This is a genomic window from Pseudomonas sp. SMN11, assembly GCF_052041945.1.
GTDB lineage: Bacteria > Pseudomonadota > Gammaproteobacteria > Pseudomonadales > Pseudomonadaceae > Aquipseudomonas.
Genome location: NZ_JBKGGW010000033.1, coordinates 22068 through 35392, shown reverse-complemented (window position 1 = coordinate 35392; position 13325 = coordinate 22068). Strand labels below are relative to the sequence as shown.

13 protein-coding genes and 1 pseudogene are annotated in these 13325 nt (G+C 62.7%); 6 read left to right on the top strand and 8 right to left on the bottom strand.

Annotated elements, in window-relative coordinates:
* Nucleotides 1-39: 39 nt before the first annotated feature.
* Nucleotides 40-936 (top strand): annotated as a pseudogene (locus ACLEJU_RS22580) (efflux RND transporter permease subunit); the annotation flags it as partial.
* Here ACLEJU_RS22580 and ACLEJU_RS22575 read toward each other — a convergent pair.
* From ACLEJU_RS22575 to ACLEJU_RS22540, 8 genes are all read right to left on the bottom strand, one after another.
* A complete protein-coding gene (locus ACLEJU_RS22575) occupies nt 933-1787 on the bottom strand; it encodes a LysR family transcriptional regulator (RefSeq protein ID WP_435423200.1) in 855 nt (284 codons plus the stop codon). The pseudogene ACLEJU_RS22580 and the gene ACLEJU_RS22575 overlap by 4 nt on opposite strands.
* Before the next feature lie 47 nt (nt 1788-1834).
* On the bottom strand, nt 1835-2809 hold the full coding sequence (gene dsdC / locus ACLEJU_RS22570; RefSeq protein WP_435423201.1) for a DNA-binding transcriptional regulator DsdC: 975 nt from the start codon (nt 2807-2809) through the stop codon (nt 1835-1837).
* Between the two features lie 34 nt (nt 2810-2843).
* On the bottom strand, nt 2844-4193 hold the full coding sequence (locus ACLEJU_RS22565) for a D-serine ammonia-lyase (protein WP_435423202.1): 1350 nt from the start codon (nt 4191-4193) through the stop codon (nt 2844-2846).
* Nucleotides 4194-4227: 34 nt separating this feature from the next.
* Nucleotides 4228-5571 carry a GntT/GntP/DsdX family permease gene (locus tag ACLEJU_RS22560; RefSeq protein WP_435423203.1) on the bottom strand — a complete coding sequence of 448 codons (1344 nt, stop codon included), beginning with the start codon at nt 5569-5571 and terminating at the stop codon, nt 4228-4230.
* 296 nt (nt 5572-5867) lie between these two features.
* Nucleotides 5868-6509 (bottom strand): 3-oxoacid CoA-transferase subunit B, encoded by a 642-nt coding sequence (locus ACLEJU_RS22555; protein WP_060507495.1) that lies wholly within the window; start codon nt 6507-6509, stop codon nt 5868-5870.
* Nucleotides 6510-6517: 8 nt separating this feature from the next.
* Nucleotides 6518-7213 (bottom strand): 3-oxoacid CoA-transferase subunit A, encoded by a 696-nt coding sequence (locus ACLEJU_RS22550; RefSeq protein ID WP_294323657.1) that lies wholly within the window; start codon nt 7211-7213, stop codon nt 6518-6520.
* A 201-nt stretch (nt 7214-7414) separates the two neighbouring features.
* A complete protein-coding gene (locus ACLEJU_RS22545; RefSeq protein ID WP_435423204.1) occupies nt 7415-8329 on the bottom strand; it encodes a LysR family transcriptional regulator in 915 nt (304 codons plus the stop codon).
* On the bottom strand, nt 8326-8577 hold the full coding sequence (locus ACLEJU_RS22540) for a hypothetical protein (RefSeq protein ID WP_440776750.1): 252 nt from the start codon (nt 8575-8577) through the stop codon (nt 8326-8328). The genes ACLEJU_RS22545 and ACLEJU_RS22540 overlap by 4 nt, the downstream gene beginning before the upstream one ends.
* Between ACLEJU_RS22540 and ACLEJU_RS22535 the strand changes: the two genes are divergently transcribed.
* From ACLEJU_RS22535 to ACLEJU_RS22515, 5 genes are all read left to right on the top strand, one after another.
* The gene (locus ACLEJU_RS22535; protein ID WP_440776749.1) at nt 8477-9400 is read left to right on the top strand and encodes an ABC transporter substrate-binding protein; all 924 of its coding nucleotides are present in this window, start codon (nt 8477-8479) and stop codon (nt 9398-9400) included. The genes ACLEJU_RS22540 and ACLEJU_RS22535 overlap by 101 nt on opposite strands.
* A gap of 75 nt (nt 9401-9475) precedes the next feature.
* Nucleotides 9476-10327, top strand: coding sequence for an ABC transporter permease (locus tag ACLEJU_RS22530; RefSeq protein ID WP_103446979.1), 852 nt, complete (start codon nt 9476-9478; stop codon nt 10325-10327).
* Nucleotides 10328-10338: 11 nt separating this feature from the next.
* Entirely contained in the window at nt 10339-11157 is an 819-nt protein-coding gene (locus ACLEJU_RS22525) for a quaternary amine ABC transporter ATP-binding protein (RefSeq protein ID WP_435423219.1), read from the top strand.
* Between the two features lie 12 nt (nt 11158-11169).
* Nucleotides 11170-12693, top strand: coding sequence for a histidine ammonia-lyase (gene hutH, locus ACLEJU_RS22520; protein ID WP_435423206.1), 1524 nt, complete (start codon nt 11170-11172; stop codon nt 12691-12693).
* Nucleotides 12694-12891: 198 nt separating this feature from the next.
* Entirely contained in the window at nt 12892-13323 is a 432-nt protein-coding gene (locus ACLEJU_RS22515; protein WP_435423207.1) for a multidrug/biocide efflux PACE transporter, read from the top strand.
* Nucleotides 13324-13325 lie beyond the last annotated feature (2 nt).

Sequence of the window (13325 nt, the reverse complement as noted above, 5' to 3'; positions counted from 1 at the left end):
CCTCAGGCTCACCTAAGTTTTCATCCGTAACGTCCGCAGCTGTACGACGCCTTTGGCCAGCGCCAGGTGGCGACGATGTTCACCCAGCTGGACCAGTACCACGTGATCCTCGAACTCGACCCACACTGGCAGGAATCGTTGTCGACCCTTGAGCACCTGTACGTGCGTGCCGCCAGCGGCGACCTGGTGCCGCTGAACATGCTTGCCCGGGTCGAGCGCGAGCTGGTGCCGGTGATGATCAACCACCAGGGCGTTTTCCCGGGCATCACCCTGTCATTCGACCTGGCGCCCGGCATGGCGCTCAGCGATGCGGTGACGGCGGTGCAGCAGGTGTCGGCCAAGCTCGGCATGCCCGACACCGTGCAGGGCTCGTTCCAGGCCTCGGCCCAGGCGTTCCAGGACGCCATGAAGTCGCAGCCGTGGCTGATCCTGGCGGCGATCCTGACGGTGTATGTGATCCTGGCGCTGCTGTACGAAAACGCCATTCACCCGCTGACCATCATCTCCACCTTGCCGTCGGCAGGCTTCGGCGCGCTGGTGGCGCTGTGGCTCAGCGGCCTGGACCTGTCGATCCTGGCGATGATCGGCATCATCCTGTTGATCGGCATCGTCAAGAAGAACGCGATCATGATCGTCGACTTCACCCTCGATGCCCGCAGTCGCGGTCTGACGGCGGTCGAGGCGGTAAGGGCCGCGTGCCTGCTGCGCCTGCGGCCGATCCTGATGACCTCGCTGGCGGCGCTGCTGGGCGCGGTGCCCCTGGTCTTCGGCCACGGTGCCGGCGCCGAATTGCGCCAGCCACTGGGCATCGCCATTGTTGGCGGGTTGCTGGTGTCGCTGGTGCTGACGCTGTACTCGACGCCGACCATCTACCTGTGGTTCGAGCGCCGGCAGGCCCGGCGCGAAGTGCGGGCGGGGCAGGGCGAGCGGGCCTAGCGCCCCAGTAGCTGCCCCACCAGCCACTGCCCGGCGGGCCCCAGTGCCCGCTGGCGCGACCAGGCCACATCCATGGCCACCCGCCGCGGGTAACCGGCCATGGGCAACTCCACCAGGCCACTGCCGAAGCGCGCCACCAGCGCCTTCGGCAGCTCGGCCCAACCAAAGCCACGCACGGCGAACTCCAGCAAGGTCAGGTAGTCCGGAGCCGACCAGGCCTGGCCGTGGCCATGGGGCAGGCTCGGGGCGTAGGTCTTGATGTACAGCTGGCGTTCGTTTTCCAGATGCTGCGGTTGCAACGCCGGCAGCTTTGCCAGCGGGTGTTCGCTGCTGGCATAGAGGCAGAACTCCGCCTGTTCGGGCAGCCGCGCCACGCTGACGTCTGCCGGGTAACGGTCCTGGGCGGCGAGGATGCCGATATGTGCCAGGCCTTGCTGCACCAGGTCGATCACGTCGGCGTCTTCAGAGGGGCCGCAACGCAGCTCGGTATGCGGGTAGTGCTCGGCGAAGCGGCCCATCGCCGCGCCCTGGAAGGTCACGCTGTAGCTGTCGGACATCACCACTGACACTAGCGGTTCGACCTGGTCAGCCAGGCGCACGGCCAAGGCATCCAGTTTGGCGCTGGCATCGAGGATCGCCTCGACGTGGTTCAGCACCTGATGGCCGGCGGCATTGAGCGTCGGGTGACGACCGGCGCGGTCGAACAGCGGGCAACCGATGTCGGCCTCGAAATTGGCGATGGCGATGCTGATGGTCGACTGGCTCTTGCGCAGCTTGCGCGCGGCGGCGGAGAAGGAGCCGAGGGCGGCGGCTTCGACAAAGGCGACGAGGGCTTCGGGGGAGTAGCGCATGGGTATTGATTAAAGCAATGGAAGGTTAACCCTGAGTATCGACTCCATCAAAGGGGCAAGCAAGCATGGGTGTTGGTTGCGAAGCCCTGGCTGGCGGCGCACTCGATAAGCCAGTCGATCAATACTTGTAACCTTTTGGGCATCGGGTCGTGATGGGGGAAGACTAGGAAGTAGCCGTAGCTGGAAGCATCCACAAAGTCGCCGAACGGTAGCACCAGCTCACCTTGCGCAATACGCTCTCTGACCAGTTGCTCCCTACCAATGGCAATGCCGGTGTGATTCAGCGCAGCGAGCGTGCAAAGGTCTGAACGATCGAATGTGAGAAACCGGCGCGGGAGTTTGATGCCGGCACCTGTGCTGTTGGCCCAGAGCTGCCATTCTGCATCGAATGCGGCGTTGTCCCAGGCCGCAACGTCATGCAACGCGGTGCACTGTTCCACCTGTCGCAGGTCACCTGCCAAGGCATGGGTTTCTGCGTACTTGGGCGAGCACACCGGGGCGATCCGTTCGTTCATCAAGTGGATGCTCTGCAACCCGGGGTGATGCCCGTCCGAGTAACAGAGGACCAGGTCGATCTTGCGCGTGCGGTAATCGATGCTCTCGTTGCCTACCCTGATATCCAGCTGGATATCAGGGTAGTGGGCGGTGAACTGTGCCAGCCGCGGCACCAGCCAGCACTGTGCTACGGACGGGCGTACATACAAGGTCAGCTGGCCGGCGATCTCGGCGTGTGCGCGCTCCTGCAAGGCCTCGCCGAGTTCGTCCATGGTCCGCTGCATCACGCTGAACAGACGCTCGCCGTCTTCGGTGAGGCTGACCTTGCGCGGCATGCGGTGAAACAGCTTGAACCCCAGCTCATCTTCCAGACGGTTGATGCGATGGCTCACGGCACTGGCCGTCAGGCACAGCTCATCGGCTGCGCGAGAGAAGCTCAGGTGCCGTGCGGCCACCAGAAACACATGTAGACTGCCCAGGTGCGAGCCGTTGAGTTTCAAGATGGTCCCGCGGCCGGGTCTGTTCATTGGCCAATCCTTCTGTGCAGTGCATCGACTGCTGTTACACCGAAGCCGGAAGGCTTCGCCCTTTCGCCAGGTAGGCGTTGAACTCATCGTCCGGCACCATGCTGCCACCCGTTCCCCAGACGAGGTGGGTCGCCTGCTGCAGTTGGGCCGGGGAGAGTCCCTGACGAGCCAGATACTCACTCGCCTGTAATACCCGAGCCATGCCGGGTACGCCGGCCAGCGCAGAGGGTTCCAGCTTGACCTTGTCCTGCTCGAAGGCAATCACCATCAGACGGTAGAGTTCTTCGTCGGTCACCGTGTAGTAGCCATCGATCAGTCGCTGCATGGCTTTGCCGACGAACCCGGACGGGCGCCCGACCGCCAGGCCGTCGGCGGCGGTGATGTTGTCGATGCCGAAGTCTTGCACGCTGGTTTCATCATGCAGGCCGGTGTACACCCCCAGCAGCATGCAGGGCGAGTGGGTGGGCTCGGCGAACACGCAGTGCACGGCATCGCCGAAGACCAGCTTCAAGCCGAAGGCGACGCCGCCAGGGCCGCCGCCGACACCGCAGGGCAGGTAGACGAACAGGGGGTGATCGGCGTCCACCTTGATGCCGGCCTGGTCGAACTGTCGAGCCAGGCGCTCGGCGGCAACGGCATAGCCCAGAAAGAGCTGTGGGGAGTTCTCGTCGTCAACGAAATAGCAGCTGGCATCGGACGCTGCCTGCTGGCGGCCTTGCTCGACGGCAACGCTGTAGTCGGAGGCGTGTTCAATCACCGTTACGCCGTTGGCGCGCAGTTTGTCTTTTTTCCACTGCCTGGCGTCGGATGACATGTGCACGCTGACCTGGAAGCCCAGCTTCGCGCTCATGATGCCGATCGACAAGCCCAGGTTACCGGTCGAACCCACGGCGATCTTGTAGTGGCTGAAGAACGCGCGTGCCTGCTCGCTGGCCAGTACCGCATAGTCATCGGAGGGTGTGATCAGGCCGGCGGCCAACGCCAGGTCCTCAGCATGCTTGAGCACCTCATGAATGCCGCCCCGGGCTTTGATGGAGCCTGAAATGGGCAAGTCACTGTCGGCTTTCAGCCACAAGCTGCCCACATGCTGCAGTGATCCTTCTTCGATCAGCTGCTGGCGAAGCTTCGGCAGTGGGGCGATGTGCGACTCGATAACCCCGCCGGTGGCGGCCGTTTCGGGGAAAACGGTGGCGAGGTAGGGCGCGAACCGCTGCAGCCGCTCGCTCGTGGCTTGCACATCGGCAGCGGTCAGGCCCACGTCGTTCAACGCCTCTGACGCCTTGGCAATACCAGGGTTGAACCAGCTGGTTTCCTTCAGTGTGACCAGCTCGGCAATGATCGGGTGGCTTTGTTGCCAGGCTTGCAAGGTTTTTCCGTGAATCATGATTTCACCTGTAGCGCAGTCTTTGCACAGTAGATCAGACAATTTTCGAAAGCAGCAGGGTCAGGCACAAGGCAATCACCGAGGCCAGCACGGTCGCTGCGGTAAATTTCTTCAGCGCATCGCTCAGCGACAGGCCGAGGTATTCCTTCACCACCCAGAACGCCGAGTCGGTAATGTGCGTCCAGCCAATGGCCCCGGCACCGATGGCGATCACCAGGATTTCCCGGTTGTATTCGGGGTGTTGGCCAAGCATCGGCAGCACCATGCCGGCCGCGCTGATCATGGCCACCGTGGCCGAGCCGACGGCAAAGTGCATGATCCCGGCAATCAGCCAGGCGAGGATGATCGGGTTGAGCTGGGTCTGGTTGAGCACGTCAGCCAGTGCCTTGCCGATGCCGCTGCCCACCAGCATGTCGTTGAAGGCGCCACCGGCACCGATGATCAGCAGAATGCCGGCCAGGGGCGGGAAGCAGCGTTGGGTCAGGTTGAGCAACTGCGCCATGTCCAGGCCGCGACGCAGGCCCAGCGCCCAGTAGGCGAACACCACCGACAGCGCCAGGGCGATCAGCGGGTTGCCAATGAAGGCCACCCATTCGTAGAGTGGGGTACCTTTGGCCAGCACGGTGACGGCCAAGGTCTTGCCGACCATGAGCAGCAGCGGCAGCAGCACTGTGGCGAGGGTGATGCCGAAGGCCGGCAGCGGTTGGTCGTCGGCCTGGACCTCGCTGCGTGCGACTAGGAAGGCCTGTTGCGCTGGCGTCGCGCCACGCTCGCAGGCAAAGCGTACCCAGATCGGGCCGGCGATGATGGCGGTGGGCAGACCCACGATCAGGCCGTAGAGGATCACCGTGCCGATATCGGCATTGAGCATGCCGGTAATGGCCGTGGCCGCCGGGTGCGGTGGCAGGATGCAGTGCACCACCATCAGCGAGGTGGCCAGCGGCACGCCGAGGTACAGCATGCTGATGCGGGTTTGCCGGGCGACCACGTAGATCAGCGGAATCAGCAACACGAAGCCGACCTCGAAGAACACCGGGATGCCGGCGATGAAGCCCACCAGCATCATCGCCCATGATGCGTTGCGTTCGCCCAGCAGGTTCAGCAGCGTGGTGGCGATACGTTTGGCCCCGCCCGATTCTTCCAGCAGTTTGCCCAGGATGCTGCCCAGGCCGATGATCCCGGCGAGAAAGCCGAGCGTGCTGCCCATGCCTTTTTCGAAAGCAGCCACCATGGCCGTAGGCGGCATGCCGGTGCCGATGCCGACCACCAGGCTTGCGGCCAGCAGGGCGAGGAAGGGGTGGACCTTGAGCTTGCTGATCATCACCACGATCAGGAATATCGCGGTGCCCAGGACGATTAACGAGAACGTTGGAGTCATCTTGTAGTTATCTCTGTCGCTGATCGCTTCCGTGCGAGCTTCTTGTTGGTTTCCAACCATTAGATTTCAGCGATTTGAACGACTCAAACGATCACTTCTCAAAGCACAGGTGAACTCATGTCACCCATGGCATCGAGTTGGCGCGAGGTGTTGGATCGGGGGGGGAGCAGAGGCGGAGCGTGGGGGCTATTCAGCGCTAGCGGCCTGGTGGCCGCAGGCGTCACCAGATCGGACTGCTACAACGGGTCTTCGTTGTAGCAGCCCCTTCACCGGCAAGCGGCCGGGGGTGTCGCGGATCACTTGATCAGCGGCACACCACTGAGCTTCTGCAGCTCGTCGAAGTCGATGTCCGCGCAGATCTCGACCACTTTCAGGCCATCGGCGGTCACTTCCAGCACGGCCAGGTCGGTGTAGATGCGGCTGACGCAACCGATGCCGGTCAGCGGGTAGGTGCACTCGGGCACCAGCTTGCTTTCGCCGGACTTGGTCAGGTGGTCCATCATCACGAACACCTGGCGGGCGCCAGTGGCCAAGTCCATCGCACCACCCACGGCGGGGATCGAACCTTCGGCGCCGGTGTGCCAGTTGGCCAGGTCGCCCTTGACCGAGACCTGGAAGGCGCCCAGCACGGCGATGTCCAGGTGGCCGCCGCGCATCATCGAGAACGAGTCGGCGTGGTGGAAGAAGGCACCGCCGGTGAGCAGGGTCACGTGCTGCTTGCCGGCGTTGATCAGGTCATCGTCTTCCTCGCCCGGCGCCGGGCTTGGGCCCATGCCCAGCAGGCCGTTCTCGCTGTGCAGGAACACTTCCTTGTCGCCCAGGTAGTTGGCCACCAGGGTCGGGGCGCCGATGCCCAGGTTGACGTAGGCGCCTTCCTGGATGTCTGCGGCCACGCGCTGGGCCATCTCGGTGCGGGAGAGCTTTTTGGTGATGGTCATGGCAGGCCTCAGACAGCGGTGGCGATCGAAGAAGCGGCAGCACCGGAAACGGCGACCACGCGCTGGACGAAGATACCCGGGGTGATGATGTGTTCCGGGTCCAGTTCACCGAGCTCGACGATCTGGTCGACCTGGGCGATGGCGGTCTTGGCGGCCATGGCCATGATCGGGCCGAAGTTGCGCGCGGCCTTGCGGTACACCAGGTTGCCCCAACGGTCACCCTTGTGCGCCTTGATCAGCGCGAAGTCGGCGTGCAGCGGCATTTCCAGCACGTACTGGCGGCCGTCGATCTCACGGGTTTCCTTGCCTTCGGCCAGCAGGGTGCCGTAGCCGGTCGGCGAGAAGAATGCACCGATGCCGGAACCTGCGGCGCGGATACGTTCGGCCAGGTTGCCTTGCGGTACCACTTCCAGTTCGATCTTGCCGGCGCGGTACAGTTCGTCGAAGACGTAGGAGTCAGACTGGCGCGGGAAGGAACAGATGACCTTGCGCACGCTGCCGGCCATCAGCAGAGCGGCCAGGCCGATCTCGCCGTTGCCGGCGTTGTTGCTGATGATGGTCAGGTCGCGGGCACCGGTGGCGATCAGGCCATCGATGAGTTCGGATGGCATCCCGGCGGTGCCGAAGCCACCGACCATGATGGTCGAACCGTCGGTAATCCCTTCCACCGCGCTGGCGATGGACTCAAACGTTTTATTGATCACAGCGAGCTCCTGGTTCTTCCTGGAGTATGGATTGTCGACCTGTCCGCGCGTTGACGCGGTGGGGCCATTCAGCGCGTTGGCGTTATGTGCTGACTTGTCCATAGCGTGCCGCAATACGGTGCAACAGTAGAGGGGGCGGAGAGGAATTTGTGCGATTACCGAACAATTGTGCGATTTCTAACCGGCCCGGATGACGGGCTTTCACTCGGAGGCAAACGACGGTCGTTCCGCAAACCAAGCCACTGCCAGCGCCTTGAATGCTTCAGCAGAAGGCGTCAGCGGATAGCGCTGGTCATGGGCCAGGACGATGCTATGGGTGGGCAGTTTTTCCTCGGTCGGCCGACAGACCAGCGCCTGCCCATCGTAACTACGGTCACCAAATGGCCGGGTGTAGATCAGCGCCACGCCAAAGCCATTGGCGACCAGGCTGCGCTGCAATTCGAAGGTGCGCACACGGTGCACAACGGCGGGGGTAAGGTCGTAAAAGCTGAACAGGTCCAGCACATGCTGCCAACTTTGCGCCTGATCGGTGACCACCAAGGTGTATTCGGCCAGCGCCTTGAGGCTGACACGTGGCTCCTTGGCCAACGGGTGATCGGCCGCCAGCAGTACCTGAGCGGTCAGCTGGCACAGCTCGGTGGTGTGCGTGTTCGGCGGCAAACCCAGGTCGTAGGTGATTGCCAGTTCGATCGCCCCTTCACTGAGCCGCTTGCCCACGTAATCGAAGCTGCCATCGCGCATGTCGACCGTGACTCTTGGGCAGGACTCCTGCATCCGCCGCACGATTTGCGGCAGGCAATAGGGCGCCAGGTCTTCAAAGCAGCCGACCACCAGTTCACCGACGCACTCGCCGGCATTGGCGTGGATTTCGGCAAACGTCTGGGCCTCTGCCAGCACGCGCCGGGCCTGGACCATGACGGTACGCCCGAACGGGGTCAGCGATATGCCCAGGCCCCGTTGGCGGATGAAGATCGCTTGCCCCAGTACCTCCTCCAGCTCGGTGATGGCGGCCGAGATGGACGGTTGTGAAACATGAAGCTCCATGGCAGCAGTGGTCAGGTTGCCGTGCTTGGCCGCTGCGAGCGCATAGCGAAGTTGTCGCAGGGTGAACTTCATAGCTTTTTCCGTTGTGATGCATCAGGACTTATTATTTTATCCTTTTTTTTTGTTGTGAAATATTTCTCCTGCGCAGTGATCATCATGTTTGGGAGCGTCACAATGACAATTACAAAGGCTCTGCTGACCACGACACTTTCTTTCGGGCTGCTGGCGTCCGCTGGCGCCAGCCAGGCGGCTGGTTGGTGCGAGTCTGGCAAGCCGGTGAAATTCGCTGGTTTGAACTGGGAAAGCGGGATGCTGCTCACGGATGTGATGCAGTTCGTACTGAAAAATGGCTATGGCTGCGATACCGACAGCCTGCCGGGTAACTCCATTTCCATGGAGAACGCCCTGAGCAGCAACGATATCCAGGTGTTTGCCGAAGAGTGGGTAGGGCGCAGCGAGGTCTGGAACAAGGCGGCGGCTGCCGGCAAGGTGGTCGGCGTCGGCTCGCCGGTGGTCGGCGCGGTCGAAGGCTGGTATGTGCCGCGTTATGTGATTGAAGGCGACGCCAAGCGCAAGCTCGAAGCCAAGGCACCGAACCTCAGGAACATCGCCGATTTGGGCCAATACGCCCAGGTGTTCAAGGACCCGGAAGAACCGGACAAGGGCCGCTTCTACAACTGCCCGGCTGGCTGGACCTGCGAGCTGGACAACAGTGAGATGCTCAAGAGCTACGGCCTGGAAAACACCTACACCAACTTCCGCCCGGGCACCGGCCCGGCACTGGATGCCGCCGTGCTGTCGAGCTACAAGCGTGGCGAGCCGATTCTCTTCTACTACTGGTCGCCAACCCCGCTGATGGGCCAGGCCGACCTGGTCAAGCTGGACGAGAAACCCGGCGTGGACAAGTCCGTGACCATCAAGGTGGGCGTATCGAAGACCTTCCACGAGCAGGCGCCGGAGCTGGTGGCGGTGCTGGAAAAGGTCAACCTGCCGATCGACCTGCTGAACCAGAACCTGGGGCGCATGAGCAAGGAGCATATCGAGTCGCCGGAGCTGGCCAAGCTGTTCCTCAAGGAGCACCCCGAAGTCTGGCACAGCTGGGTCAGCGAAGACGCAGCCAAAAAGGTAGACGCGGCACTCTGAGGGTGTGAGCGGGTCCGGCGCCTGCCGGGCACGCCATACAGCAGTCCGCTTCATGCACTTGCTCGAGAGAATCCCATGTTTCCCAAGAACTTCACGTTTTCCATTGCCGACTGGGTCAATGGCTGGGTCGACGCGCTTGTCACCAACTACGGTGACGTGTTCCGGCACATTTCCGACACCCTGCTGTGGGCCATCGTCAACCTCGAAGGCCTGCTCCGCGCAACGCCCTGGTGGCTGATGCTGGCCGTCGTCGGCGGTATTGCCTGGCACGCCACCCGCAAGATCGTACCCACGGCGGTGATCGTCGGCTTGCTGTTCCTGGTCGGGGCGGTAGGACTGTGGGACAAGCTGATGCAGACCCTGGCACTGATGCTGGTGGCCACGCTGATATCGGTGCTGGTCGGCATTCCGCTGGGCATCCTGTCGGCGCGCAACGATCGCTTGCGGGCGGTGTTGATGCCGCTGCTCGACATCATGCAGACCATGCCCAGCTTCGTGTACCTGATTCCGGTGCTGATGCTGTTCGGCCTGGGTAAGGTTCCGGCGATCTTTGCCACCGTCATCTATGCCGCGCCGCCGCTGATTCGCCTGACCGACCTGGGCATTCGCCAGGTGGACGGCGAGGTCATGGAGGCGATCAATGCCTTTGGTGCCAATCGCCTGCAGCAACTGTTTGGCGTGCAGCTGCCACTGGCGTTGCCGAGCATCATGGCCGGTATCAACCAGACCACCATGATGGCCCTGTCGATGGTGGTCATCGCCTCGATGATCGGTGCCCGTGGCCTGGGTGAAGACGTGCTGGTCGGCATCCAGACCCTTAACGTGGGCCGCGGCCTCGAAGCGGGCCTGGCCATTGTGATTCTGGCGGTTGTGATCGACCGCATTACCCAGGCCTATGGCCGGCCACGGCATGGGGTGGGCAAATGAGCGCCAAGCAGATGATGAACAAGATCGAAGTGAAGAACGTCTTCAAGATTTTCGGGGCCCGCGCCGAGGATGCCCTCAAGCTGATCCGCCAGAAAAAACCCAAGGACCAGGTGCTGGCAGAAACCGGCTGCGTGGTCGGGGTCAACGACCTGTCGTTGTCCATCGGCGGCGGTGAGATCTTCGTGATCATGGGCCTGTCGGGCTCGGGCAAGTCGACCCTGGTGCGGCACTTCAACCGCCTGATCGACCCGACCAGCGGCGAGATCCTGGTCGATGGCGAGGACATCCTGCAGTACGACATGGACGCCCTGCGCGAATTCCGCCGGCACAAGATCAGCATGGTGTTCCAGAGCTTCGGCCTGTTGCCGCACCGCACGGTGCTGGACAACGTCGCCTATGGCCTGAAAGTCCGTGGCGAGAGCAAGGCCACCTGCACCGAGCGTGCCCTGCACTGGATCGCCACCGTGGGCCTCAAGGGTTACGAGAAATCGTATCCGCACCAGCTGTCGGGCGGCATGCGCCAGCGCGTCGGCCTGGCCCGTGCCCTGGCGGCCGACACCGACATCATCCTGATGGACGAAGCCTTCAGTGCGCTCGACCCGCTGATCCGCGCCGAAATGCAGGACCAGTTGCTGGAACTGCAAAAAACCCTGCACAAGACCATCGTCTTCATCACCCACGACCTGGATGAAGCGGTGCGTATCGGCAACCGCATTGCCATTCTCAAGGACGGTCGCCTGATCCAGGTCGGCACGCCGAAGGAAATCCTCTACCAGCCTGCGGACGACTATGTCGATCGTTTCGTCCAGCGCCGCGTAGCTTCGCATTAAGGAACCGCGTGTATGTCGTTTGCCGAAAAAATCATCATCGCCGATACGCCCGTGCGCTGGCAGGACGTGGTGGCCGTGGCGCGGCATGGGGCGAAGCTTGAGCTGGCCCCATCGGCCTGGGCGCGGATCGAGAACGCCCAGGCGATCGTCCAGCGCATCGTTGCCAGTGGTGAGCGTGCCTATGGCGTCAACACCGGGCTGGGCGCCTTGTGCAATGTCTCGCTACAGGACGAACAACTCAGCCAGCTGTCGCGCAACACCTTGCTCAGCCATGCCTGCGGCGTGGGTGCCGCACTGTCGGACGAACAGACCCGGGCGATCATCTGCGCGGCGATCATCAATTTCTGCCAGGGCTGTTCAGGCCTGCAGCGCAAGGTGGTCGAGGCGCTGCTGGCCCTGCTCAACCAGCACATCACGCCCCAGGTGCCGAAACAGGGGTCGGTGGGCTACCTGACCCACATGGCCCATATCAGCATCAGCTTGCTGGGCGTCGGCCAGGTCAGCTATCGCGGCCAGATCATGCCGGCGCAGCAAGCCCTGGACGAGGTTGGCCTGGCACCGGTCAAACTGGGCGCCAAGGACGGCTTGTGCCTGGTCAATGGCACCCCGTGCATGACCGGCCTGAGCTGCCTGTCCCTGGATGACGCAACGCGCTTGAGCCAATGGGCGGACGTGATCGGCGCCATGAGCTTCGAGGCCCTGCGTGGCCAGCTCGATGCCTTCGACCCTGAAATCATCGCGATGAAGCCGCACCCCGGCATGCAGCGCGTGGGCAGCAACTTGCGGCGCCTGCTCGACGGCAGTGAAATCATTGCCAGCAGCCATGGCATTCGCACCCAGGACGCTTTGAGCATTCGCTCGATTCCGCAGGTTCATGGCGCCGCGCGCGATCAGTTGGCACACGCTGCGCGGCAGATCGAAACCGAGCTCAACTCGACGACCGACAACCCGATGTTGCTGGGTACGCCCGAGTCGTATCGGGTGGTGTCCCAGGCCAATCCCCACGGCCAGTCCGTGGCCATGGCGGCTGACCTGCTGGCCATCGCGGTGGCCGAGATCGGGGCGATTGCCGAGCGTCGCCTGGATCGCCTGATCAACCCGTTGGTCAGCGGCTTGCCGGCGTTCCTGGTCAGCCAGCCGGGGGTGAACTCGGGCATGATGATCGTCCAGTACGTGGCCGCTTCACTGTGTGCGGAAAACCGTCAGCTGGCACAACCGGCCGTCATCGACAACTACGTCACCTCCGGGCTGCAGGAGGATCACTTGAGCATGGGTACCAATGCCGGGTTGAAGCTGCACCGCGCTTTGGAGAACTGCACGCAGATCCTCGCCATCGAATACCTGTTGGCAGCCCAGGCGTTCGAGTTCCTCAAGGAACAGCGCTTCGGCACCGGTACCGGGATTGCCTGGCGGCTGTTGCGCGAACGGGTGCCGGCGTATGCCCAGGACCGTTGGCTGGCACCGGATATCGTCAGCAGTGCAGCGATCTTGAAGGAGCCTGGGCTGCTGGGTGCAGCGTTTCCCGGTTTGTTATGACATGACATCGTCTGCGCCTGTGAGATCGAGCGCCGCCCGCGCGGCGCTCGATCTCACAGGCGGTGCAAATGCCGAGGCCAACATTCCAAGGCACCGCAAATTTTTTTGTATTGATAAAACCGATAGCATCCATATCGCGAGTATCAGTTCCATCAAAGAAAATGTGGCCCACGACGTAACCACATGATGGAATCTGCCATGAAAAAAGTCTCTTTCACCGAACGCATGGTCCATGCCGTCGGCTACGAAATCTTCGCCGTGCTGCTGTGCGCGCCCTTGCTCTCGTGGATCATGGGCAAGTCGCTGGCCACGGCCGGCACCTTGGCGGTCACTCTCTCGGTGATCGCAATGATCTGGAACATGGCCTACAACGCCCTGGTCGACCGTTTCGTGGCGACGCCGCGTATCCAGTGGAAGGCGCTGGCGCGCTTCGTTCATGGGCTGGGTTTCGAGGCGGGGCTGGTGGTCTGGTGCCTGCCGGTGGCGGCCTGGATGCTGGAGATCTCGCTGCTGCAGGCGTTCATGGTCGAGCTGGGCTTCTTCGTGGTCATTCTGCCTTACACCGTGCTGTACAACTGGGCGTTCGACCGTGCCCGGCACTTCATCCTGCAGCGCCGGGCCATGGCCTGAGG

Excerpts from the sequence above, each read along its gene's own strand:
- ACLEJU_RS22575 (WP_435423200.1), bottom strand. The coding sequence starts at position 1,787 with ATGCGCTACTCCCCCGAAGCCCTCGTCGCCTTTGTCGAAGCCGCCGCC.
- dsdC (WP_435423201.1), bottom strand. The coding sequence starts at position 2,809 with ATGAACAGACCCGGCCGCGGGACCATCTTGAAACTCAACGGCTCGCAC.
- ACLEJU_RS22565 (WP_435423202.1), bottom strand. The coding sequence starts at position 4,193 with ATGATTCACGGAAAAACCTTGCAAGCCTGGCAACAAAGCCACCCGATC.
- ACLEJU_RS22560 (WP_435423203.1), bottom strand. The coding sequence starts at position 5,571 with ATGACTCCAACGTTCTCGTTAATCGTCCTGGGCACCGCGATATTCCTG.
- ACLEJU_RS22555 (WP_060507495.1), bottom strand. The coding sequence starts at position 6,509 with ATGACCATCACCAAAAAGCTCTCCCGCACCGAGATGGCCCAGCGCGTG.
- ACLEJU_RS22545 (WP_435423204.1), bottom strand. The coding sequence starts at position 8,329 with ATGAAGTTCACCCTGCGACAACTTCGCTATGCGCTCGCAGCGGCCAAG.
- ACLEJU_RS22530 (WP_103446979.1), top strand. The coding sequence starts at position 9,476 with ATGTTTCCCAAGAACTTCACGTTTTCCATTGCCGACTGGGTCAATGGC.
- ACLEJU_RS22525 (WP_435423219.1), top strand. The coding sequence starts at position 10,339 with ATGATGAACAAGATCGAAGTGAAGAACGTCTTCAAGATTTTCGGGGCC.
- hutH (WP_435423206.1), top strand. The coding sequence starts at position 11,170 with ATGTCGTTTGCCGAAAAAATCATCATCGCCGATACGCCCGTGCGCTGG.
- ACLEJU_RS22515 (WP_435423207.1), top strand. The coding sequence starts at position 12,892 with ATGAAAAAAGTCTCTTTCACCGAACGCATGGTCCATGCCGTCGGCTAC.